The organism is Boseongicola aestuarii (genome assembly GCF_900184815.1).
GTDB lineage: Bacteria > Pseudomonadota > Alphaproteobacteria > Rhodobacterales > Rhodobacteraceae > Boseongicola > Boseongicola aestuarii.
Genome location: NZ_FXXQ01000018.1, coordinates 25,384 through 49,183, shown reverse-complemented (window position 1 = coordinate 49,183; position 23,800 = coordinate 25,384). Strand labels below are relative to the sequence as shown.

The 23,800-nt window shown below is 56.3% G+C and carries 18 protein-coding genes and 2 pseudogenes; 8 read left to right on the top strand and 12 right to left on the bottom strand.

All coding sequences use genetic code 11. The features are described 5' to 3' along the window. Positions 1-319: 319 nt before the first annotated feature. Complete coding sequence (locus BOA8489_RS18210; protein WP_176440364.1) at positions 320-811, top strand: DUF302 domain-containing protein; 492 nt, start codon at positions 320-322, stop codon at positions 809-811. Further along, positions 812-997 (top strand): annotated as a pseudogene (locus BOA8489_RS20870) (IS6 family transposase); the annotation flags it as partial. Positions 998-1,077: 80 nt separating this feature from the next. Here BOA8489_RS20870 and BOA8489_RS18200 read toward each other — a convergent pair. Then, a complete protein-coding gene (locus BOA8489_RS18200; RefSeq protein WP_093975735.1) occupies positions 1,078-2,490 on the bottom strand; it encodes a preATP grasp domain-containing protein in 1,413 nt (470 codons plus the stop codon). 128 nt (positions 2,491-2,618) lie between these two features. Here BOA8489_RS18200 and BOA8489_RS18195 point away from each other — a divergent pair, with 128 nt between their 5' ends. Then, positions 2,619-3,437 carry a class II glutamine amidotransferase gene (locus BOA8489_RS18195; protein ID WP_093975743.1) on the top strand — a complete coding sequence of 273 codons (819 nt, stop codon included), beginning with the start codon at positions 2,619-2,621 and terminating at the stop codon, positions 3,435-3,437. Between the two features lie 235 nt (positions 3,438-3,672). On the opposite strand, the gene BOA8489_RS20260 is transcribed toward BOA8489_RS18195, so the two are convergent. The 5 genes from BOA8489_RS20260 to BOA8489_RS18165 form a co-directional block, all read right to left on the bottom strand. Continuing rightward, positions 3,673-3,960: a hypothetical protein gene (locus BOA8489_RS20260; protein ID WP_141138336.1), complete on the bottom strand. Its 288-nt coding sequence runs from the start codon at positions 3,958-3,960 to the stop codon at positions 3,673-3,675. A gap of 542 nt (positions 3,961-4,502) precedes the next feature. After that, entirely contained in the window at positions 4,503-5,993 is a 1,491-nt protein-coding gene (locus BOA8489_RS18180; protein ID WP_217897968.1) for an ABC transporter permease, read from the bottom strand. A gap of 61 nt (positions 5,994-6,054) precedes the next feature. Further along, complete coding sequence (locus BOA8489_RS18175) at positions 6,055-6,822, bottom strand: ABC transporter ATP-binding protein (RefSeq protein WP_093975731.1); 768 nt, start codon at positions 6,820-6,822, stop codon at positions 6,055-6,057. Beyond that, entirely contained in the window at positions 6,822-7,793 is a 972-nt protein-coding gene (locus BOA8489_RS18170) for an ABC transporter substrate-binding protein (protein WP_093975730.1), read from the bottom strand. The genes BOA8489_RS18175 and BOA8489_RS18170 overlap by 1 nt, the downstream gene beginning before the upstream one ends. A 25-nt stretch (positions 7,794-7,818) precedes the next feature. Further along, on the bottom strand, positions 7,819-8,607 hold the full coding sequence (locus tag BOA8489_RS18165) for a 5-formyltetrahydrofolate cyclo-ligase (RefSeq protein ID WP_245813968.1): 789 nt from the start codon (positions 8,605-8,607) through the stop codon (positions 7,819-7,821). A 43-nt stretch (positions 8,608-8,650) separates the two neighbouring features. Here BOA8489_RS18165 and BOA8489_RS18160 point away from each other — a divergent pair, with 43 nt between their 5' ends. Next, entirely contained in the window at positions 8,651-9,499 is an 849-nt protein-coding gene (locus tag BOA8489_RS18160; protein WP_093975729.1) for a MurR/RpiR family transcriptional regulator, read from the top strand. Positions 9,500-10,670: 1,171 nt separating this feature from the next. Here the strand turns inward: BOA8489_RS18160 and BOA8489_RS18155 are convergent. The 4 genes from BOA8489_RS18155 to BOA8489_RS18130 form a co-directional block, all read right to left on the bottom strand. Then, a complete protein-coding gene (locus BOA8489_RS18155; RefSeq protein WP_093975728.1) occupies positions 10,671-13,433 on the bottom strand; it encodes a VapE domain-containing protein in 2,763 nt (920 codons plus the stop codon). Between the two features lie 68 nt (positions 13,434-13,501). After that, positions 13,502-13,783 (bottom strand): hypothetical protein, encoded by a 282-nt coding sequence (locus BOA8489_RS18150; RefSeq protein ID WP_093975727.1) that lies wholly within the window; start codon positions 13,781-13,783, stop codon positions 13,502-13,504. A 98-nt stretch (positions 13,784-13,881) separates the two neighbouring features. Continuing rightward, positions 13,882-14,391 carry a hypothetical protein gene (locus BOA8489_RS18145; RefSeq protein WP_093975726.1) on the bottom strand — a complete coding sequence of 170 codons (510 nt, stop codon included), beginning with the start codon at positions 14,389-14,391 and terminating at the stop codon, positions 13,882-13,884. 644 nt (positions 14,392-15,035) lie between these two features. Further along, positions 15,036-16,112, bottom strand: coding sequence for a site-specific integrase (locus BOA8489_RS18130; protein WP_093975723.1), 1,077 nt, complete (start codon positions 16,110-16,112; stop codon positions 15,036-15,038). A 322-nt stretch (positions 16,113-16,434) separates the two neighbouring features. Between BOA8489_RS18130 and BOA8489_RS20255 the strand changes: the two are divergent. Next, a pseudogene (locus BOA8489_RS20255) lies at positions 16,435-16,551 on the top strand (IS3 family transposase); the annotation flags it as partial. A gap of 383 nt (positions 16,552-16,934) precedes the next feature. Further along, positions 16,935-18,260 (top strand): cytochrome-c peroxidase, encoded by a 1,326-nt coding sequence (locus tag BOA8489_RS18120; protein WP_093975721.1) that lies wholly within the window; start codon positions 16,935-16,937, stop codon positions 18,258-18,260. Here BOA8489_RS18120 and BOA8489_RS18115 read toward each other — a convergent pair. Next, positions 18,257-19,801 carry a CRTAC1 family protein gene (locus BOA8489_RS18115; protein WP_093975720.1) on the bottom strand — a complete coding sequence of 515 codons (1,545 nt, stop codon included), beginning with the start codon at positions 19,799-19,801 and terminating at the stop codon, positions 18,257-18,259. The two genes, BOA8489_RS18120 and BOA8489_RS18115, sit on opposite strands and share 4 nt — an antisense overlap. Further along, positions 19,801-21,072, bottom strand: a complete 1,272-nt coding sequence (locus BOA8489_RS18110; RefSeq protein ID WP_245813966.1) for an ROK family protein — start codon at positions 21,070-21,072, stop codon at positions 19,801-19,803. Before BOA8489_RS18110 ends, BOA8489_RS18115 begins: the two co-directional genes overlap by 1 nt. Before the next feature lie 215 nt (positions 21,073-21,287). On the opposite strand from BOA8489_RS18110, the gene BOA8489_RS18105 reads away from it, so the two are divergent. Continuing rightward, positions 21,288-22,313, top strand: coding sequence for a substrate-binding domain-containing protein (locus BOA8489_RS18105; RefSeq protein WP_093975719.1), 1,026 nt, complete (start codon positions 21,288-21,290; stop codon positions 22,311-22,313). Positions 22,314-22,469: 156 nt separating this feature from the next. Further along, positions 22,470-23,798, top strand: a complete 1,329-nt coding sequence (locus BOA8489_RS18100) for a sugar ABC transporter permease (protein ID WP_093975718.1) — start codon at positions 22,470-22,472, stop codon at positions 23,796-23,798. Positions 23,799-23,800 lie beyond the last annotated feature (2 nt).

The window sequence follows — 23,800 nt, the reverse complement described above, 5'->3', positions numbered from 1 at the left end:
CAACTGTTCGCCAAGTTGAGCGCTCATCGGACTTCAGGCCATTCCTTCTAGCAGAACCGAAACTTGGCGCCAAAATTTTCGTCCTTGAGAAAACTTAGGCGGTCCGCCTGAGATACGTTTATTCTGGGCTCAGTGGTGCTATTCGCTGCGGCGTGCAGCAATGACTGCTATGCGGACGAAGCCATCGTTGAAGCCTAACGCCTGCCGACTGCAAAGCCCGCCAGCGATGTCGAACCTATCTTGACGTTGGTCAACTCAAACGCCTGCACGGACTGTTAACATATAAAATTAACTACTCATGCAATCCATGGAGGGAACAATGCGAAGTTTGATTTGCTCAATCGTAGCAGCAATTGGACTGGCACTCGCACTGGCGCAACCTTTGGCAGCAGACGGAAATGGTTTGGTAACCCATCAAAGCAATTACCCATTCGACGAAACCGTCGCGCGGTTTGAGGAAGCAGTGTTAAATGCGAGCGAGGTGGGCTTCAGGCTCTACACACGTATCGACCATGCGGAAGCAGCCCGTGAATTGGGCACAGAAATGCCTGGCAGCACGGTTATTGTATTCGGGACTCCTGCACATGCAGCTCGCGGGTTCATGGCTGCTCCGACACTGGCAATCGACGGGCCACTTAAGGCATTGGTTTGGGAGGACAGCTCGGGTGCAGTAATGCTGTCCTACAACTCCCCGGACTATATAGGTCAGGTCAGATTCCCGCGACATGGCTTGCCGGACATGTCGGGCACGCCAGACTTCGAGATTCTGGGGAATACGCTAAACGCGTTTGCTGAATACGCTACGAAGTAACCATTTCGACGAAGAGCGCGCGCGATGCTCCGCTTTCGACAGATGCGATGTTTACAGAAATTTGCCGCTGTCCATTCTTCTGTCTACAATCACTTCAACCAGGAACGCAGCCTCTACTCCCGAGCCAATTTCAAGCTCAACCGCGCCGCGGCTCTCACCGAGTGGCGCGGTCTCGGCGTGTCATAAGGGGCAGCTATATTGTCTTATAAGAGACTAGATCGTATTCGGCTGACAGCACCCTGAGGAAGGGTCGCAGCGAAGGTTGATCAGTTCGTCGGTCGGTTTCGCAAGCGTTGCAGGGCTGTGGCCGTGAGTTTGTCCGCGTCGGCTTGTGAGCCGGCAAAGACCAACAGGTTGGCGACCAGATCGCGAGCGCCATTGGGTGGCGACAGGAGAATGACGCCCTCGGGTTGCGCAGCACCGGGGCGGCGTCGGTACAACACCCCATCAAGGGCCCGCGCCGCCTGCGCTGCGTCGATTGCGGGCCCTTGCAGAGATTGTTGCACAACGACCATCCCGTCGGGAGGACTGTCCGATGTGATCGTGTTCAGCGTCTTCAACGGAATTGATACGGCTGTCCAGCGCCCGTTGCATTCAATCCAGTGGACGTGGTTTTTTCCGTCGTCTTGCCTGCATATGACAGAATCGAGGCTGCAGCTTCCGTAGTATCCGAGCCTTTGCAGCAGCGCTGCGATCCCGATGGCCTGAGTTGCCAGCTCTTGTTGGAGTGCGTGGGGCAGCGTCGAGCGGACGGCTCCGACAAAGAGGCCAGTTTGGCCAAGGACCTTTTGCTCGAAGACCTCAAGCGCCACAGGGGGGCCGTCTTTTGCGAGCGGGATCCATAACTGGACGGAGGGGCTGTTGGTTACATCCTTGTCCCATACCCCGACGAGGATAGGGTAATGATCCGCCCATCCCGTTGCGTGCAAGCGATCCATGATCAGGTCTTTCAGACGCTCTTGGGTCTGGTGGGCGAAAAGCTCCGATTGAAGTCGGATATTGCCTGTCGATCCCGCACTGTCGGGCACTTTGACAATCACGTCCTGACCGGACTTGCCGTAGCGCAGGGCGATTGCGGCGGCGGCTCCGGGTCCGAAGGCGGACATCGTCGGGGGGACCGCATCGGTTCCGATCACGCCACGGGCGAGGCGCGTGAACCAGAGTTTATCGTTGGCGCGTTTGCTCAGGCGCGATGACGGGCCGCTGACATGGATTTTGCACCCTGCGGCCTGGCCGATTTCACGGGCCAGGTGCCATGTGGTTCCGGTTGTCAGGTAGGACTTGATCGTGAGGCCCCCGTGTTGGCGCGCCGCGGCCACGAGGGTCTTTTGTACCTGGTCATCGGTGATGGCGTTTGCGGTGACCGCATTGCCATTGGGTGTTCCGGCGGTCAGGAAGGTGATGTCATTCAGGCCGCGCGCGTCTTTGAGATATGCTTCAAATGAGGGGTCGCGCCGTGCGACCAGAACGAGATCGCCCGCGTTGGCGAGATGCGCCATGCGGTAGTCAAGGAATGAGGCGCCCGCGGGCTGCATCAGACTGATCTGGGACATGTCTCCGATCAGCAAAGACGGTCCGGTTCCGGTGCCTTGGGCAACGCAGGCACCGAAATCAAGCGATGAAATCAGCGCAGGTTCATCTGAAAGGAGCTGATCTCCGAGATTGGTAATCCTGGACATATTCGCCCTGTCGTGGCGTGAAACTCCTCACCAGAGCTACACCACGATCTTGGTGGGAAACTGATCTATGTCATCCTATCGCTGACCGGAGCGATATGCTGCACGCAAGATTTGATCGGGAGAGCGATATGTGCCGCCTTTATGCGATGCATGCCAATGAACCGACCCGCGTTGAATGTGGGTTGGTCTTTGCCCAGAACGCGCTGATGGCGCAGAGCAAACGCGATATGACGGGCTATTCGCATGGTCACGGCTGGGGCGTGGCCGATTACGACGACGGCCTGCCGTTGGTAGAGAAACAGACCTGGGCGGCGTTTCATGGTGAGCATTTCGCCAAGAAGGCGGCGAAGGTTTATGCGCGCACTGTCGTGGCGCATGTGCGGCGCGCGACGGTCGGCGGCACGAGCCTTGAAAACACCCATCCGTTTCATCACGGCAAATGGATTTTCGCGCACAACGGCACTGTGCCGGCGTTTGATCTGGTCCGCCCGCTGATCCTTGAGCAGACCGATCCGCTGCACCGGGTGGAGATCATGGGAACGACAGACAGCGAGCACGTTTTCCGCTATCTGCTGAGCCTGTTTCTGCGCCATCCGGAACGGGGGCTGAAAGAGGTCGTTCGTCAGGGTTTGGAGCAGGTCATCGCGTGGTCGGCGCGGGTCGCACCGGACGCGCGTGTGGGTTTGAATGTGGTGCTGACGGATGGCGATCAGGTGATCGGCTCGCGCTATAACCGGTCCCTGTATTATCTTGTGCGTGACCACATCTACGACTGTACGATCTGCGGTAAACCGCATGTTCATCATGAACCACGCACCAAATATCAGGCCGTTGAAATCGCCTCGGAGCCGGTGACGCCGGATGAAGACTGGTATGAGGTGCCCGACAAGACGATCTACACGATCGCCGAGGACTACCGTCTGGATATGGAGCCGCTGGGTCGATAGCGGGTTTGGCGCTGAGTGCGGTCATGACCGGGGCGCACGATGGTGCGTCCCGGTCAGTGGTTTGTCGTCTGGGTCGGACTCGTTTTTCCGGAGTTGTCCGCCGTGGGGTTTAGACCGGAATGCGCGTTGGAAGCTTGTCGGGCTTGCTGGTCAGGCCTGTGGCGTTGGCGAGGTCACTTACGACGTCCATTTCGCCCGCCGTCATGATGCGGCTGCATGTGCTCCAGAGCGCGATTCAGTTGCTGACGTCTTCGGATATGCACTGAACCGAGGTTTCCTGCCAGGTTTGCATGACCTCGGGAACAGACCGCAAGGTCCGCTCGGACGGGTTTGCGTCGCCGGATGCCTTCACCAAAGCCCGGACCGCGTCGCGCCGTCTATCTGTCCATCGCTCGGCAAAAAGCTGGAATTCCTCGGCGATCTGCTGCTGGGCCTGCAGGAGGGGCAGTGCCTGGGGAGGCATGAAGCTGGGGAGGTGGGTCGATTTAGTCGAGAGTGCGGCGCGTTTCTTGGTGGTGCTCATTGGATTGGACCTTCCTTTGCGGGTTTGTTCGACAATGGCGGGAATTGTCACCGCGTCGTAAAGCGGCCTGAATAAATTCTCCTGAACGTCGGCCCAAACCTGAGCTCGTGCGCCCCACAAACGGCCATTTGCCGCGGCTGTCGTTGTTACAGAATTTCGCGTCATGCTCTTCAATACCTTCTACGAATTAACTCCGGCAATTGAGAGCGCCGACATGTAACCGTAGACGTCTTGGGTCCTCCGCTCAAAGAATGCCCGAACCCGCCTTATGATTTCCGCGTTTTGTTCGACTATTGACGGGTCGCCAGAAATGAGAAGGACCGGCGCAAGTCGAATGCCAAGTATGGGCTCTCTCCGGCCATTCGCTGCGCCGTGCACCAATGACCACAATGCGGACGAAGCGGGCTTTCGCTGCAGGTGCATAAAGGTCTGCTTCTTGAAAGAGGTTCTTCTGATCAATCCAAATGGACGTACGTTTTTTCCGCAATTGTGAGTGAAGTAAAAAGCGGCGTTCCTTCGACCAAGGCGGCGGCTCAATAACTTCACTCTGCGGTTTGCATGCCTAAGCGTCGCAACACTTTTCGTTCGATCGCCACAACAAGCTGGTACAAGACGACTGATAAGAGGACTGAGACAAATGCAACAGTCCAGATCATACCAAAGTCGAGGTAGCCTCGCGATTGATTCAGCAAATTCCCCAGGCCACGACCGGTTGCTAACCACTCAGCAATCATCACACCCAGCAACGCCCTTGGGACAGTAAGACGCGTCGCTGCAAACAGATATGGTAGAGATGCAGGGATCGTAACTATCCGCATTTCTTGCCAAGCAGATGCGCCATAGGCGCGCGGTAAATCTTGTGCGCTGCGCGGAACCAATGCGATCCCTTGCGCCAATGTGACGAAAGCAGGAAAGAACGTCACAGAGATCGTCACCCAAAGCGTCAAGGACGTGCCGCGTCCGAATATAAGCACCAAGAGCGGGGTTAGAGCCACCAGAGGCATGGTTTGCGTGACAAGGGCCACAGGCATGAAGGCGCGAATGGCGTTTGGGAACAGCCGTGTCGAGATTGCCAACAGGAAAGCAAAGCCAATGCCGGCCGCCATGCCCGCAAAAGTGATGGGGAGTGTTTCTGACAATGCCTGCAAGAGCTTTTCTTGTGCAACAGGGGCAGTCTTTGCGAAAAGCAAATAATCTATCACCCCAAAAGGTGTTTTCGCGATCATCGCAGGTACGCCGGTTAACACTATGAAGGCCCACCACAAAAGGAATGGCAGTGAGACAATGCCCATGAGCATCAGCACACGCTTAAACGGTGATGCAGAGACTGCATCGCCAAGCGGAGTGGCGGTATTCAAAGTGACAGCGCGCGTAGCCCCAAGTAAGCGCCGAGAAATTAATGCAAAGAACAAGTAACCCAATCCTGCAATAGCGGTCGCGATCAGGCCAATGCCCCAAAGCCTGTCTGGTTCCCCTCGACCAAGCGATCCGAGTAGGTAGGTTCCAAGCCCCCAGCGGCCGCCGCCGCCAAACTCAGCCAAAATTGCTCCCAACACGGCGTTAGGAGCAGCAATCTGGAAACCCGTAGTTATGGTGGGCAAGGCGCTGCGCAATTGAACCAGCCAAAGAATACGCCAACGGCTACCACCATACGCTTTCACGAGGTCACTTGCCCTATTGTCCGACTGGCTTATCCCGATGACAGTCGCTGTCATGGTTACAAAATAGACGGCCAAAGCTGCGAGGACGATGCGAGGTGCCATGTCCGATAAGGTCAGCACAAGGATCGGAGCAATCGCGATGGGCGGCAGTGCAAAGACAGCGATATTCACGCCGCGAAAGATGCGCAACAATGTCGGCGACATCGCGAAAGCCACACCGGCTATCAACGCAATTGCATTGCCAATGAGAAAACCGACGCCCGAGGCATAGAGTGTCGCCCAGATATGGCGCGGATAATCTGCGCGATCTTCCCATAGCCGGATCAAGATTTCTGAAAACCCTGGCAGCGCACCACTGGCGACCAGATCCATGCGGCCCGCAATTTCCCAGATTAGAAGTAAGATCGCAAAATTGCGCAGGCCTGTTGGCACCCTAGCCATGCAGCACCGAAGCGACACGATCTGTCAAAGCATGGAACGCGGGATCTGAGAATAAGTCTGGATGACGAGGGCGCGCGAAAGGCACATCGATAATTTCGACGATCCGACCGGGGTTCGCGTGCATCACGGCAACGCGGTCGGCAAGAAAAATAGCTTCGTCAATTCCGTGCGTGACAAGCAATGCCGTTGAGCCTGTCTTCTGCCAGACACGTTGTAATTCGACGTTCATCTGACGTCGCAGTATTTGATCCAAGGCGCCAAACGGTTCGTCCATGAACAAGACGGTGGGTTCGGTGACCAGCGCGCGGGCGATTGCAACACGCTGACGCATACCACCTGATAACTCTCCGGGGAGTGAGTTCTCGAACCCCTTCAAGCCAACAAGTTCAATCATAGCCTGCACTTGGGCGGCATGCGATTTCCGGCTTAGGCCAATGACCTCAAGCGGCACCTCAACATTGCGACGCACGCTGCGCCATGGCAGCAATGCAGAATCTTGAAATGCTACACCTGTCTTGCCAGATTTTGCTGCAACGATTGGGGCTTCACCGTTAATCAAAACCTCGCCGGCATCAGCCGTCTCAAGTCCCAAAGCGATGCGCAGAGCAGTGGATTTGCCGCAACCCGAGGGACCAATCACAGCAGTAAAGGACGCAGATGGACATTTAAGTGCTACATCCCGCAGCGCCTCAACCGTCTTTCCACGTCCTTCAAAGGTCTTATAGACCCCGGAAAGGGAAATCCCGTCCGGGGTCGGCATCAGATTTCTTCTAGCAAAGTTGTGTCGAACATATCGCGCGATCCATTGATGCCGACTTCGGCCAATGCGCTGAGGTTTGCGGCGATGCCTTCTTCGGTCATCGCAAAAATGCCCGCTGGGTTTTCCATCAATGGTTTTTGCGCTTCATTGAAGAAGATTTCGTTGTCGATGGTGCGGCCGGTGCCTGCGAAATGGGTATCTGCCCATTTTGGGGGCCAAACTGTGGTATCAACATTGTTCTCGATCCATCCCTTGCGGCTGGCACGCAACCACGCCACCAACTCGGCGCGTTTGGTATTCAGAACCTCTTCGGTCACCACAACGGTGTCATTGTAGGTCGTGTAGCCGAAATCATAGAGCAGGAATGACGTGGCCTCGACCCCTTGCAGGCTAATTGTGTAAGGCACGTTCGTCGTGAAATCGAGGCTTGCGTCTATTTCACCCTTGATCAGCGGAGTTGGATCGTAAGCGTATGGCACGATGTTAACGTCAGCCGGGTCAATGTTGTTCAGCTTAAGCATGGCCTCGACAGAAATCACATTGACAGGCGGCACGGCAAGAGTTTTGCCGACCAGATCGGCGGGCGAATTGATGCCGCTGCCAACCAGCGACACGATTCCGATGGGGTTCTTTTGGTACTGTGCGCCGATGATCTTGAACGGCGCGCCCTGATCAACAATCGCCTTGATCGTGGTATCAGGAGTCGTAAGTGCCAGATCAGCCCGACCAGCGATGATGGTGCTCTCGGGGATCACGTCGGGTCCGCCAGACAGATACGTAAGGTCCAGCCCTTCGTCCGTGTAATAGCCTTTGTCCATCGCTAGAAAGTAACCCGCAAATTCGGCGTCGTTGATCCATGCCGCTTGCATGGTCATTGGCGTTGCAGCCATCGCCCGCTTTGGTAGGGAAGATGCGGCGGCAGCGGCACCCGCTGTGCCTAAAAAGTGGCGGCGGTTTAATCTTAAGGTCATGTCATTTGTCTCCTGTTGGATGGGTTCAGGCTAAGCCTTGGATGCGTTGCAGTTCTTGCAGCGGCGGTGTTTCAGCAATTTGTTTGGGGTCTAGCAGCGGCCATTTCACGCCGCTCGGGCGTTTGGCGCGGCGTTCAACCGTGTACAGCTCTGACGGGGTCGCAATTTTGTCGACCAGAATGTCCGTCTCGGATGGCTGAAGTTGATCTTCGACGAGCTGCACATCATGGACAACCGCCAGCACCGGTGTTGTCTCATCGACCAAGCCAAGGTCTGTAAACATGCCCCATTCCAGATCAAAAAAACCATGACCTTTGCCAAATCGAACGCCATTCTTTGAAACAGCGGAGGCACCGGTCACCATCAGATCAAAGCGCCCACGCTTCGCGATCTCTTCCAATGTAATCGGTGCGCCGAAGTGCTCCATCCCGTCCAGCCAGGACGCGTACAGTGCGGCACCTTCCGGAACATTTTCTGGTTCGAGCAAAACAAAACCGCGGTAGATGCCATACGTTGACATAACGAAGGGTTTGCCATCTTCGATCATTCGGCGACGCAAATCAGCCAGGCAGTTATCTGGTGTGATAAACGCGAACGTAGAGTCAGTATAGGCGTCTTCGGCAACCAAGAGGTCGGTGGCCTTTTCTGATCCTTCAAAGTCCGGGATCACTTCGGCAAAATTCAGATGAAACCGCGTATCCGGCTTTGCAACATCATGCAGTTTTGTCCAAATCCGCTCTCGGACGACCTTTGAAGTAGACATTGCGATTCCCTTGCGTTTCACTGTTTCATAGTAGTGAAACTTTCGTTTCATAGGTCAAGTTGAATCTGTACGCGACACGGGATATTCCACTTTCATGGCTTCACGACTCATCCTTCGGATACACGAAAAGCATGCACGCCTGACAAGCAGTGAGCAGAAGATTGCCAATGTATTGGTGGAGAATCAGGGCCTTATAGAAACCCACACCGCGACAGAGCTTGCGAATATGGCGGGCGTGTCCAAAGCGACCACAGCCCGATTTTTCCGCAGTTTGGGATATGTCGATTTTGAAGAAGTTCGCCTGCAGGCCCGGGAAGAACGCGACCGAACCCAGCCTTATTCCCAAAAAGAGCAAGCACCAGACCAAGTCATTCTGGGTCGATCAATCGTCGACCATCTTGATTTGGAGCTGCGCAATTTGACCCGAACCTTCGAAGAGCTGCGCTCGGACCGTCTGCCAGAGGTTGCCGAAATCCTCTCAACCGCGCCACGTGTATGGTTCTTGGGATTTGGTGCTGAAGATGGTGTCGCACGCATTGGGAAAACCCTCTTCTCGCGACTGCGCCATGATGTTCATTATATTGATGGTGCGGGTCAGGATTGGGCCAGCGACTTGGCAATGATGGGCCCGCGTGATGCACTTGTCCTTGTCACGTTAGAGACGCGTCCAAAGCTTTTGCGCTCTCTTTTGGCCTATGCGCGAACATCGCGACTTCGGATCATAACAATCACTGACCATCGCTATCAGGCCCAAGCAGAGCGCTTCTCTGAAACTGTCCTGCCATGCCACGTTGCGAGTTATGGTATGCTGAATACCCATGCGACTGTCGTGTCAATGTTGCGGCTGCTTGCTATAGCATATGTAGGAAAGAACGCTGTCGCCGTTAAACAACGGGCCGATACGCTTGACGCAATTGTTGAGGAACTTGATCTCCTGGAGTGAGCTGGCCACATTGCCCCGAAGGCAAATAGAACCACAATCCCACACTCCATGTTCCCGAAACCAGACCTTCGTCGCGTTGCAACAAGTCCGTTGTTTGGGCTCAAACCCGCCATTCGCTACACTTCGCACCAATGTCCGCTCTGCGCGCAAGCTCGCGGATTTATTGAGCCCCTGCAGGATGCAACTTAAGCATCGATCTTTGTCTGTGCGCCTGCATTTCCGGCTTGTGGCGCTCCGACAGCCCTGAAGCGCTCCGGGTCCTTCCTAGGGAATTGACAGCGTCGCGGGGGGCGCAGAGCGCGCTATTCGACAATTTTGCACAGAACCTATAGCGCCGCCGCGTGAGACTTGCAGATTTACTCACATTAGGGCCCAAGATATTGAGTTAAATTCATAAGTATAGGCTGAATGATCCATTTAGTGTGCATTTCTGCAATCAACGGATGCCACCCCCAGCGGATCGGGCCGCCGGGAGCCCCGGAATCCCGGTGCCCAGCAAAAGCCGGGAGTGATAGGCAAGCCGTGTTACACGGTGTGTAACGGTCTCCAATTTTTTCGGGTGGATTCACATCCCATGCAGCCATTTTGGGGGTGTCCCAGGTGTCCCAGTGCGTCCCACTACTTTTAATTCTTCTGGGACACCCATTTTAGCCTTATGAATATGGGGTTTGAGAGCCCCCTGTCCCACTGTCCCAGAAGAATCCCTTTAGAGTTATAATTTTGATTTCATGGTTAATTGTAGTGTTAAAACGTGCAACCCCTGCGGCGCGTAGCTTCCTAAGGAATCTACCGGGACACGTGGGACAGTGGGACACTTGAAGCCCGTTTTCGGGGTCAAAAACCGGTAAGTTCGCCCGGCGGACGGGAATTCATCCACCCCAGATGCGAAACCTTTCACTCAGAACGAGAACCGATGCTCGCGCTTTGCGGTATTTCACTTGCTGTTGGAAAACGGGCAGCCACGAGTCGGCTTCGTCTCTATCACTCGTCCAGGCTGATAATCGAGCCGTAAACGGTGGATTTATCGCGGGTCACGGCGAGCCGACGCTCTGCATCGGCCCGGCTTTGAGCCCAAAAAATAGAAGGTCATCTGGGGCGAGCCGTACTCACCCCATTGAGGAACCAAAGTCCCCCATCGACCAGGCAGGTCGTCTTGCCTTCTATGTCGTCGTTAAGAGAGGAGGTCATCCACATCGACCTCTTGGACCGCTTCGACCGGGACGAACTCCCGGTTGTTATCCATGCCAGCCCGGCAGAACCACCGGCCCTTCTTGCCCAGGCGGCGGCATTGTCCCAAGGACTCCCAGCCTTCGAGCGAGCGCATCGCCTGCCCCAGCACCTTGTCCTTGGCCATCTTCACGTCCTGGAGGATCGGGCTCCCGGCCAACTCGGTGCGGAGCATGGTCGCTGTGACGTAGTTACGCACGAACTGCGGGCTATCCGCGTCACCTTCGAAGTCATCGACATCCGGGTCTCCGGCGGCCACGGCCTCGACGCTCAGAGGCTTCTCCAGGTAGTCCTGGACGACCTCTGCCACGGGCTCGTGGATCATCACCTCACGGGCGGCGGTCTGCCGCTCCTCGGCCTCGCGTTTCGCTTCCGGGCTCTGGAAGTTCAGAGGTAGTTGCCTCGGCAGCGGTATCTTCTTGCGAATCTCATGGTACATCACCATCGCCTCGGCCCATAGCTGCGGCACGAGCGGGATGAAGGCGTCGAAGTCCATGACGTCGTGCTTGTGGACGGCGACCGGCACCGGGCAGAAGCGCCGGTTCTCGTCGTCTCTCAGGTACTCGTCCTCGTTCGTGGTCCCCAAGGTCACGTTGCGGCGGTAAAAGTCCTCCGCGTTGCGCCGGTAGGCCAGGCGAACGGTGTCTTTCTCCGAGGTGAAGTATTGTTTGATGTCCTGGATCAGCCCCCGGTGCGTACCCTTCAATTCGGGCAGTTCGGTGATCCACTTGCCGAGCGTCGATTCGAGCATCTTTTGCAGGTTGGCAAAGTCGCCAGACAGTTCGCCGTAGAACTTGGAGTCGAAGGCGATGGCCTTGATATAGCCGGTCTTACCGCCACCCTGTTTGCCGCCGAAGATCGGGACCAGGTGGAACGGGTGTCCGGGCTCATAGAGCCGCGTGATGGCCGCCAGGAACACCAGCGTCTCCAGTTCGCGGACGTAGGGCGTGTCGGGGGCCTTCAAGAAGTTGACCCAGGTGGTGCCTACCCGCTTCACACCGTCCCACTCGACCAGCTTGATCGTCTCCAGGACCGGGTTGTAGCGGTTCTTCTCTGCGGCGAGCAGCATGGCCGTCTCAAGGTCCTGATTGGTGAAGTCGCGGCCATAACCGCCCTCTTTCGTGGGCGCGGCCAGGGCCACATTCAGCGCGGCGGTATCGGCGTCCGTCCAGCGGCGGCCAACGATCTTATCATCGACCGGCATCTGGTGGACTTCCGGCACCTTGGAGAAGCGCAGGAGCGACTTGACGTAGGGAGAACCGGTCAGATCGTTCATCGCTATGGTCGGCGCGATCCGGCGGTCGTTCCCTACGATCAGGCAGGCATTGAAGCGGGTTTTCTCCGGCTGAAGGTTCTTGTCTACGACCAGGCGCTTCTGCCACTTGTCCGCTTTATCGTCTTTCTTCTTCTTTTTCGGTTCCTCGGGCTCATCGTCGCCTTCGAGGTCATCGAACTCGTCGTCCAGATCGGACTCATCTGACCCTTCGTCCTCTGGATCAGTGTCCAACAGGTCGTCGGTGGCCGGTTGCGACTTCGACTTGGGCTTGGGTTTCTCCTCGGGCTCGTCGTCTTCCAGGTCATCGAACTCGGCGTCATCGAATGACAGGGCGTCGGCCAGTTGCTCCCGGACGCGCTCGTTCTTCGCCGCCCAATCGGACATGGCCTTGAAGGACGGCATGTTGCCCGGCGTCGTGTTGCTCGGGGCCTTTTCGTCCAGATGGCCGTACTCGTGGATGCGGACCAGATCGAAGACGTTGTTCTGCCCGTCGGCCGGGTCGGTGCCGTGGTGCGAGTGGATGAACATATCGTCGTAGATCACGACGCCGTTGTAGGCTTGGCCCAGGTTGTAGGAATATCGGATGTCTGTGCCCGAGGACTGCCCTGGCACGTAGACGTCGGACAGGAACTCAGCAATCGCCTCCTCGGCCCCGTAAGCCCGGCAAAAGGCTCCGATGATGCCCGGCTTCTCGGTCGGGTCTTCCATCTTGGACTTGCCGGTGGTGTTCTCGGCGCTGTCTTCGCTCTCCTGGCGCGGCAGTTTGGTGTAGTCTCCCCAATCAGGGTACGCAGCCAGGAACTCATCGGGATCTAGGATCGGGGCGTCCAGGTTCACGCCATGCAGGTAGTCCTGGTCCTTCGAGATCGAGGGCAGGTACATGATCTGGTTCGGTCGGAAGCTGACAAGATCGGGAATCTCGATAGCTTCCTTGGCGTCCTCTGCCAGCGTGAGGGCCAGGAGTCTCGTGATCGCGTTGGCCTCGTCGCCTTTTACTAACTTGGTCAGCGGCACAATGATCCTGATCCTGGGCTTATTCTGGCAATGCGCCCTTGTCGTGTGCCAGACGTAGGCCCACTGGTTGATCTTAGCCGACCCATTCAGGATGAACTCGGCCTGCTCCGGGGTGGCGTAGTCGATGTCGATCTGGATACCGGATCGCCCCTGCATATCCCCGATCTTGCGCGATCCGTTCTTGAACTTGCCCGCGACAATGAACCCAGCGGCAGCCTTCTTGTTGCCCTGGATCGCCTTGCCTTCTTTGCTCTCGCCCAGCTTCACGTACTCGGCGTATGTGATCGAGTTATCCACGGAGGGCTCGTCAAACATCCGAGCAAGACGCCGAATCGACATCTTCTGAGACTTACTTTTGCCCCGGTTGGTCTTCCCAACGGAGACCCATATCTCGTGGTTAACTACTTCTTCGCGCATCTGGCTCTCATGAGAGGATATACGGGATGGCTCTTGCCCATCCCGCAAACCTGATGTCTCGATATCAGTCACTGGAGCATCGCCGACGCCTCAAGCCGAAGCTCAAAGACCGTCTCCCCGTTGCTCTGCACAGGCTTCATGGAGCCAAGCAACGCGAGAACAGCGTCATCAGACTCCAATGCTTTTCTGCGCAGTTTTGCTTCACTCAAAACCGCTTCGTGGGCACGACTCTCAGAGTGACCAGCCAACACCAATTGCTCAAGACGGGCGACTTCCAAAGCGTGCATTGCCTGATCCATAAGAAAATCATCACAAAGTGCATCGCATTCGACAGGAATATTAGTGGTCATATTAGACCTCCATTTTTTGCTGCGCGTTCGTAGAACACGAGCGGGTTTGTTCGGTGCCTGATGGCATCGAATTAGGTACGTGAGCTAGTTTCGTGTGTTTAGGATCGCCTCCTCGACCCCGTAGGCCCGGCAGAACGCTCCAATGATGCCCGACTTCTCGGTCGGGTCTCCCACGCAGTCTTGCCGGTGGTGTTCTCGGCGCTGTCTTCATCTTTCTGGCAGGGCAGCTTGGTATAGTCGTTCCAGCCAGAGTGAGCGGCCAGGAACTCGTCCGGGTCTAGCAACGGCGCGTCAAAGTTCGCGCCGTGCAGGTAGTCCTGGCCCTTCGAGATCAAGGGCAGGTACATGATCTGGTTCGGCCGGAAGCTGACAAGATCGGGTATCTCGTTAACTTTTTTCGGGTCATCGGCCAAGGTGCGGGCCATATACCGCGTGATCGCGTTGGCCTCGCTACCGTTCACCAGGCGGCTCGGCGGCACAATGATCCTGATGCGGGGGCGCTGTTGGCAATGCGCCCTGGTTGTATGCCAAACGTAGGCCCACATATTGCGGTTTAACACTGTGTCGGACGTTCCAGCATCTCCGACAGAGACAGCCAGACGGCTCATTGCTCGATACGAACGGCGAACCGATCCATCCAACTGTCAAGATCGCTACGGCGATAGATGACGCAACCAGAGATTTTAAGGTAGTTTGGGCCATCGGCACGGTTATGGCGCATACGCAACTTGGCCAAGGTTGACTCAGATAGACCGGTGTAGTGAGCAGCTTGCGCCGGGCGCATATTATCTGCTTGGCCGGTCTGCAAATTCACGGTGTTATCGCACTGCATCTCGAGGTGCCTCCTTCAAGCGGTCTAAGTAATAAATACAAAGAAGGCACGTTTTGTACAAACAGATTTCTGTTTGTTATCAGATAGTTATTCACACCCAGTGTGAAAAGATGATTTTGGAGAAATCAAACATAAGCAAAACCAGCAGCTTATGAAGAGCTTTCAACAAGGCGTTGAATCTATTTTATTTTTTACTCTACGGCATTTTGACGAGTTTTGGAACCTAACATCCAGATTTGGTCAGTCAAAACTCAAGGGCTGGGCCCCGGGAACGTCGATATTTCGAATCAAATACGTCCATGGAGATCACGGAAAGAAGGTGAGAGCGCAGCAGCCCTGACATATTTCGGGGAAAACTATCTGAACCTGGGAGCCCCGGCTGTGGTGTGCGTGCGGATCACGCCGGCCAAGAAATAGGGCTCACTTCTTTTGTCTTGCCACCAACTCAGTGCAAACGGCCTCCATTGGCGGTCTGAGCGCATCCAGAGACGGTCGCGTATACCTCTGCCCAGTGATGGAGAGTGGTGTGTGGTTCAATAGCCGTCCCACCACTTCCTCAAGAACTCCCGCTTCCATCGCGACCGTGGCAAACGTCCTTCGATGGGTGTGGGGGCTCCACTTCATCTTCTGCGGGCCGGTGATGTGTCCCTTGGCTGACTTCGGAGACGGAAACACCCACTTCCGGCTGAGCGATTTTAAAGGGGCGAGGATCTCGTGATGCGCTTGCAGGATGGGGAGATCAAAACTGCGACCGTTCTTGGTTACCGGAAGATGGATGCGATCTTCAAAGACATGCTTCCATTCAAGGGTGAACGCCTCCCCTTTCCGCAAACCCGTGAACAGAAGAAATTCGTAGAAGACCTTGTGGATTGGATTGTGCAACGCATCGACTGATCTTCGCCATTCAACCAAGTCCTCAATGATCCTGCCATCCGGCTTCTCTTCATACCACTCGATCGCCATCGTCGGGCATTCCGGCAAGTCGTATGTTCGGCGGGCGTGGTTATAGATTGACCGAAAGTATCGCAGCGCGTGATTTGCTGTGGACGGGTTTACGGCCAACTGTTGGTGGCGGCGCACAACCATAGATTTGCTGATCTCGTCCAACGGCAGTCTCAGCCAGTCCTTCAGCTGACCTTCCATATAGGCACGCACACTATGTCGATATTGATCTGATCGCAGCTTCGGGCGTGCCAAATAGCTTTGCATTGCGGTATCCAAAGTCGGCGCCCCGACTTGGGCCACCTTCCCTGCCCCACGGCCCATCTCCAATGCCAAACCCATTGCCGTCTGGCGGGCTGCCTGCGCGGAGATGATTGGAAACCGCCCAATCAAGACGCGCTTAGTCTGACCGCCGACGTCCTTTTGAAAATACCATGTCTTCGACCGCTTGCCGACGAAGAGCACCAACCCTTTAATCTCGTTGTCCCAATGCTTCTGCGTCCCGCTATCAGAGTGCGAGAGCTTCTTGGCATAGGTTTCGGTGAGCTTTGGCATTTTGTAGGCTTTTTGTCGGTATTGATCGGAAAAGGTATGACACGACAGGAAGCCAGATGACAAATTAAGTCAATAAAAATAAAGAGATGGAATGACATGATACGACATGGAAAACACGAACATTTGTTTGGAAGGCTAAGGTCTTACCACTACACAACGCCCGCTCAACAAAAAACAGTCCTATTTCATAGGTATTTGGAGGTCAAGCTACTAGATTTGGACATGTGAACTGGGAATGCCGGGCAATGCGCCGGTCACTCAAGTTAGGTCCTTGCCTGCGCAATCTTTTCAGAAAAACGAAAACACTACCTAAGCCTCAATTGGCATGGGTACCGACCATCTGAAAGAACTAAAGCGACTTCAAAAGGAGAATAGCCGGCTGCGTCGAGCCGTGTCAGAGCTAACGCTGGACCAGCTCATCTTGTCAAAGGCCGCTAAAGATAGCTCTCACTATGAGGAATACGACGGAGAACCAGGCAAATTGGTCACTCAGGCTCCGAAACATCGAGGACGGCTAAGAGCGGTGTGGCCGTAAGGCATGATGACAACATTGGAGGAAAGCGGAAGACCTCTATGTTTGCGCCTTGTTCGCAGAGTTGGCCGAGAAGCAGACACTCATATGGCGGAGCAAGCGAGTCTGTCGGCGTCCATGGAATGCCTCAGCCAAATGCGGTAATCACTTTTCGGGTAGACAAATCACACGGAGAGTTGTTCGTGGACAAGCTAGGTCTTAACTTAAGATACTGTTGTCGAGTTGGAAAAGTCGAAGCGGAACATGAAGTTAAACAAAAGGGCTACGCGGTTTACGCCGCCAAGAGTGTCATGAAAAAATCTACCCTTTTTGCGCCGATTTTTGTTTTGTGTACGGCATTTCCAGTACTGGCTGACATCCCGCAGCCGGTAAGAGAGGATGCCTATCTCCCGGTCAATCTGGACGAGGCCAGACTGGGGCAGTTGTTGTTCTGGGATCCGATCTTGTCCGGGAATGGCAATATCGCCTGTGGAAGCTGCCACCATCCGCGATTTGCAACGTCTGATGGTCTGGCGCTTGGTTTGGGCGAAGGCGGTATCGGATTGGGTCCGGAACGCAAACCAGATCCCGAAAACTTGCCGGAGCAGCGTATTCCGCGCAATTCACCGTCGTTATTCAATTTGGGCGCGCGGGAATTCACCACGCTGTTTCATGACGGGCGGATTGAGGTGGATGCAAACCGGGCGTCAGGTCTGCGCACGCCTCTAGATGACGATATGCTCGTGGGATTCAATTCTGTTTTGTCGGCACAAACGATGTTTCCTGTTCTGAGCGGCGACGAGATGGCCGGGCACTACAGTGAGAATGATGTTTCGCAGGCCGTACGTCGCGGCATTATCACCGGGCCGGGTGGAGCATGGGATATTATTTCGAAACGCGTGGCGGACATCGAATTATATGCCGAGGAATTCCGGGCGGTTTACCCGGAGATTGCGGATGGGCGCGAGATTGCCTTTACGGATATCTCCAACGCGATTGCCGCGTTTGTTGAGTTCGAATGGCGCTCCGATGACAGTCCGTTTGATAAGCATTTGCGCGGCGAGCAGGCGTTGGAAGGCGCTGCGCTGGACGGGATGGAGTTGTTTTACGGCGCGGCGGGCTGTTCGGCATGTCATTCCGGGGTGTTCCAAACGGATCATGGATTTCATGCGATGGGGGTGCCGCAAATCGGTCCGGGCAAGGCGGCGCGGTTTGAAACCCACGCAAAGGACGAGGGTCGGATGCGGGTAACGGGACGGGCAGAGGATGCCTATGCGTTTCGCACGCCAAGTCTGAGGAATGTCGTGAAAACAGCGCCTTATGGGCATAGCGGAGCTTATGTAAGCCTTGGCGAGTTCCTGGCGGCGCATGTGGACCCCACTGGAGCCGTTGGTGGTTTTGACCGCAGTCAGGTGACTTTGGTCGAATTGCCGGGTGTGGTTGATTGGAAGGCGCTGGATGATCCAGGCGAGGCGGCGGCAATTTCAGGGGCGGTGACGGTCCCCGCAGTGGCATTGTCGACTGAGGAACAGGCAAAGTTGCTGGCGTTTCTGGAGAGTTTGACGGACCCGGTCGCCTTGACGGGGCGGCTCGGCATTCCGGACGCAGTACCAAGTGGACTGCCGATTGACCGCTAGTGGAAGGTGAGGGTTGTGGCCTCGTCGCGCGCAATACTCAGGTATTGATTGATCGGGATCTGCGTCCAATCGGATGCGGTTCCGTCCGGCCAGATAACGCGGAGTTCGGCGGTTTCTGAAGGCCCGAGGCCGAAATGGGCCGGGCCGTGTTGCCCACCCGCGTGTCCGCCGCCGATTGTGACTTCTTGAACCGCAACAGAGCCGTCTTGTGTGCGCAGTTCGATCCAGCTTGCGATGGCAAAAGTGTTGGGAGCGGGTTGGTTCAGCGTGACACCGACCCAATTACCGGTGCCGGTGGTTATGTTGCGATAGAGTTCGATGGGCGCACGGCGATTTACGACGACGAGATCAAGCCGGCCGTCGCGGTCGAAGTCAGCGAGGGCGCCGCCTCTGGAGCGTTCTGTGGTTGCGATGCCAGCAATGTCAGCTGTTTCGCGAAAAGTTCTATCGGGGTTTTGGATCAGCAAGTTGTTCGGGTCTTTCATCGCATTGCCGGGCATTTGATCGACATTGCCTTTGGCGATGAAGAGGTCCGCGCGGGTGTCGTTATTTATGTCGCCGAATTGCGCGTGCCAGCCGGTTGAGGGGCGGCCATCGTCTCCGATGAAGGGGCGATGGGCGTAGGCGCCGATGCTGAAGGGCGCGGCTTCATAGCCGTTAGGCGTTGTGAGTTGTATGAGTTGGTCGCCCATGGAGGTCAGCACAATGTCGGGGCGCGCGTCGCCAGTAATGTCGTGGCTGGCAATGCCCATGCCCCAGATTGAGATCGCGGCCCAGCCGTCGTCCGGGCCGAGCGCGCGCAAGCTCTCCATGTCCCACATCTGTTCCGAGCCACCGCGAACATAATAGTGACGGTCGTTGGAGACGCGCAGATCGGCTTGACCGTTGCGTTGCCAGTCTGAAAACAGCATCGACAGCGCGCAAAAACTGGGGGTCAGGTGCAGTGCCGTGTCATAAGTTTCGCCGTTGGGGCGGTAGAGTTGATTGTCGTCGCAGGCCTCGAACGGACCCTTGGGGTCTGCGCGGTCGACGTAGTTGCCGATGGCAAGGGTAGGCAAGGCGTTGTCGCCTTCCCATGTTGCGGTAAACGCAGTGGACCAGCGGTCGTCAGTCGTGAAGCCAAGAGAGGCCTCGAAATCGCTGAACTTGCAGTCGCCGGTGCCACGCAGGAGACGGTTTTCATCGACGCGCAAGACCATAAGGTCGAGGAGGCCGTCGCTGTCGATGTCTAAGGGGTAGGCTCCGGTTGCGGCGGTGATCGGCTCGATGTCGGCGGAGGCGAAGGCCCAGTCGTCAGGGGTGATTTGGTTGATCCAGAGGGATGCAGGGTTTTCGCCTCCGGCTGCGAAGATGTCAGGGCGATTGTCGCCATTGCAGTCAAACACCGCGACGCCACCGCCGACGTAGTATTCCCAGTTGCCGTCATAAATGTGCGCGCCCGGGAGTGTTTCGGACATGTCGGCGAATTGCGGGTCCGCGGCTTGCGCGGCTTGCGCGGCGAGCGACAGTGTCGTTGCGAAAAGGGCCAAACGCAAAATCATCACGCGCTGCCCGAGATTGCGGTGTGTGTCGCGGATTCGAGGGCAAGGGCTGCCGCGCCCTGCGCCCAGAGCAGGTCTCCCCATGCGTGGATTTCGACTTTTGGCGGTGTGTGTCCGGACAGAAGGGTGAGGTTTGCCATCTCGCTCAGGACTTCTTCGGCATAGAGGTAGTCGTAACGCATGCGCTCCCCTGAAAGCAAAATAAGCGAGGGGTCAAAAAGGTTCACCACATTGGCGAGACCCAGTGCAAGATAGCGTCCTGCACGGTGGAAAATGGCCTGCGCCCCCGCATTCCCGGCTTTGGCGTGATCATAGAGACTTTCGAGCATGATATGCGGTTCGGTCGCGCGTTGGCGATCCCAGTTCAGCGCGGTAGAGGCTTCGCGTACAAGCGCATAGTCAGCGACGTATGCTTCAAGGCAGCCGCGCTGGCCGCAGCGGCACAGGGCTCCGTCGAGTTGGACCTTTGTGTGGCCGATTTCCGTGCCAAGCCCCTGTGCGCCTCGATAAAGGCGGTGGTTTAGTACGAGTCCCATACCAACGCCGTGTTCGATCGTGACGACGACGAAATCCGACAGTGAGCGGGCCGCGCCGAACCACATTTCGGCGAGAGTCACGAGGTTGGCATCGTTGTCGATTTCCACGGGGCGGCCGATGCGTTCGCGAAGGGCCGCACGCATCGGGAAGTCGCGTTCGGACACCAGTGGCGACCAGGGCACGACGCCGGTTTCGTTGTCGATCACACCGGGAAGACCAAGTCCCACGCAGTTCAGATCGGTAAGCTTCAGTTGCGTTTGTGCCAGCGCCACCCGCAGGACTTCCTCAGAAGCGTCGACGGTTTGAGAAAAGCTCTGGTGGAAGACTTTTCTGGGGATGACAGCTTCGGCAATCCGGTTGCCTGCAAAGTCCAGTATGACGGCGGCATGGGCTTGATCCGAGAGTTTGATCCCGGCGACATAACCGGCGGTTGGATTTACGCCAAGCGCCACGGGCGGGCGGCCACGGCCGCTGTCGGCGTCGCGTCGGGGGGCTGCGGACTCGTGGATATAGCCTTCGTCGATGAGTTCAGCGGTGAGTGCGGTAACTGATCCCGGACTGATCGCAAGGTCTTTGGCGACAGCGACTCGGGCAATGAGACCTGCGGCGCGGACATATTCGAAAATCTGCTGACGCAGAGGGAGAAAATTGGCAGCGCCCGGCGGGCGCAGCGGCCCACATCCCAGCGAATCTGTCCGGTCCGAATTGGTCTCAATTACTTCAACGACGGTCAATTTATTTACCTGCTGAATTTAAAAACACCCGTCTTTTCTAGTTTGAGCGAGATATTCGGACATGTTATCCAGTAACTGCCGAATGACCAGTCATTTCTTGTGGCATTCCGAATTATTAATTTGACAGATGAATTTAATCTGTCAGGTTCGGGAGGTTCCGGCGTAATGCGCCGAGCGCCCCGCGATGGGGACTAAAAATATTGGGAGGATACAATATGCGTAATGCAATTCTGTTGGCGGTTATCGCCGCAACCGGATTTTCTTCGGCGGCTATCGCTGAAGGCAAAAAGATCGGTGTTTCCTGGGCAAGCTTCCAGGAAGAGCGCTGGAAAATTGACGAAGCCGCTATGGTTGCGGCCATCGAAGCTGCTGGCGATACTTACATTTCGGCTGACGCTCAGTCGTCTTCGGCAAAGCAGCTGACAGACATCGAAGCGCTGATCACTCAGGGCGCTGATGTTTTGATCATCAACGCCTGGGACAAAGACGCTATCGGTCCGGCAATCGAAAGCGCCGCAAACGAAGGCATCCCGATGATCGGCTATGACCGTCTTATCGAAGATGCGCGGACATTCTACCTGACATTCGACAACAAAGGCGTTGGAAGCATCATCGCTGAAACAGTTGTTGGCGTTCAGGGTGGCGGCAACTACGCAATCATCAAGGGCGATCCGGGTGATCCGAACGCTGCGTTCCTTTTGGAAGGCATGATGGAAGTCATCGGTGACGATGTTGCTTCGGGCAAGATCAATATTGTCGGCGAAGCATTCTCGGATGGTTGGAAGCCTGAAAATGCTCAAAAGAACATGGAGCAGATTCTGACAGCGAACGACAACAACGTTGATGCTGTTCTGTCTCAGAATGACGGCATGGCCGGTGGTGTTGTGGCTGCATTGGCAGCCCAGGGTCTTGTGATCCCAGTGGGTGGCCAGGACGGCGACCATGCAGCGATCAACCGCGTTGCACGTGGCACACAGACCGTTTCGGTCTGGAAAGATGCGCGTCAGCTTGGCAAAGCTGCTGGCGAAATCGCAGCAGCACTTGCGAGCGGTGTTGAGATGAGCGCGATCGAAGGGTCGTCCATCTTCGACGGCGGCGAAAAGGGAATCGAAATGAACGCAATTCTCCTGAAGCCAACGCCGATCACACGCGAAACGCTGGGCGTTGCCATTGACGCGGGCCACATCTCGAAAGAGGCGGCTTGTGAAGGTGCAATGGCGGGCGTTGCCGCGTGCGAATAATCGCATGATGATCCCCGGCGTCAGCGATTAAGCTGACGCCGGGGATTTTCCAGTAAGTTTGTTGTCGTGTTGCAGCGCGGGCCGGAGATCGCTTTGGTCCAAGGCGAATGACAACGCCTCGCCCCAGAAAAGCAATCAACCTAGGCTGGACAGATTATGGCTGACACACCACCTACCACCACTGATATTCCAAGCAACGACACGGACTTAAGTCCTGTCGGGCGCTTTTTGCGCGCGACCGAGATCGACACCCGTCTTTTGGGCATGATTGGCGCACTGATGCTGATCTGGTTCGGATTTCATTTTTACGGCGTTATTGTGAACGGACAGGGCTTCTTTCTGACGCCGCGCAACTTGTGGAACCTTTCGGTTCAGACATCGTCTATCGGCATCATGGCGACGGGGATGGTGTTGGTGATTATCACCCGCAATATTGACCTTTCGGTCGGAGCGCTTGTGGGTGTGACGGCGATGGTTATGGGCATCTTGCAGGTCGAGATTCTGCCACAGTATCTGGGGCTTGGACACGGGTCGATCTGGATTGTCACGGTGATCGTCGGCATGACGCTTGGGGCGACGATTGGTGCATTCCATGGCTGGCTGATAGCGTATCGCGGCATCCCGGCCTTTATCGTCACGCTTGGGGGACTGCTGATCTGGCGCGGTTGTGCGTTTCTCGCAGCGGGCGGCAAGACGATCTCGCCGGTTGACGAGACCTTTGCGCTTCTTGGTGGCGGGCCCTATGGCGCCATCGGATCAACCGGGAGCTGGATTGTCGGCCTTTTGGCCTGTGCGGGAGTCTTGTGGATGCTTTATTCGGGCCGTCAGAACCGCCGGCGCCATGATTTCCGTTTGCGGCCCATGTGGGCCGAGACATTTCTCGGGGCGCTTGGCTGCGGCGTGATCTTGGGATCGGTTCTATTGGTGAACGCCTATCCCTGGCCAAAAGGGATTATCCGGCAGTGGGCGGCGCGCAATGATATCGAAGTCCCAGCCGAAGGTCTGTTTATCAGCCACGGCTTCGCGATCCCGGTTCTGATCCTGATTGTCGTGGGCATTTTGATGACCATCCTGATGACGCGCACGCGGTTTGGGCGATACGTCTTTGCAATCGGCGGCAACCCGGAGGCGGCAGCACTTGCGGGTATCAACACGCGCTGGATGGTCTTGAAGATATTCGCGCTGATGGGAATGCTGGCAGGTCTGGCCGGCGTTGTAGCTTCGGCGCGCCTGAACTCCGCGACCAATGCGCTTGGTCTTCTAGACGAGCTTTACGTGATCGCAGCGGCCGTTATTGGCGGCACGTCCCTGGCTGGCGGTGTTGGCACGATCTACGGTGCCATCCTTGGCGCGCTGGTGATGCAGAGCTTGCAGTCCGGCATGGTCCTGATCGGATTTGACACAGCAATCCAGCAGATCGTTGTTGGCATGGTTCTGGTTTTCGCCGTCTATCTCGACAATCTTTACCGCAGCAAATCGAAGTGAAG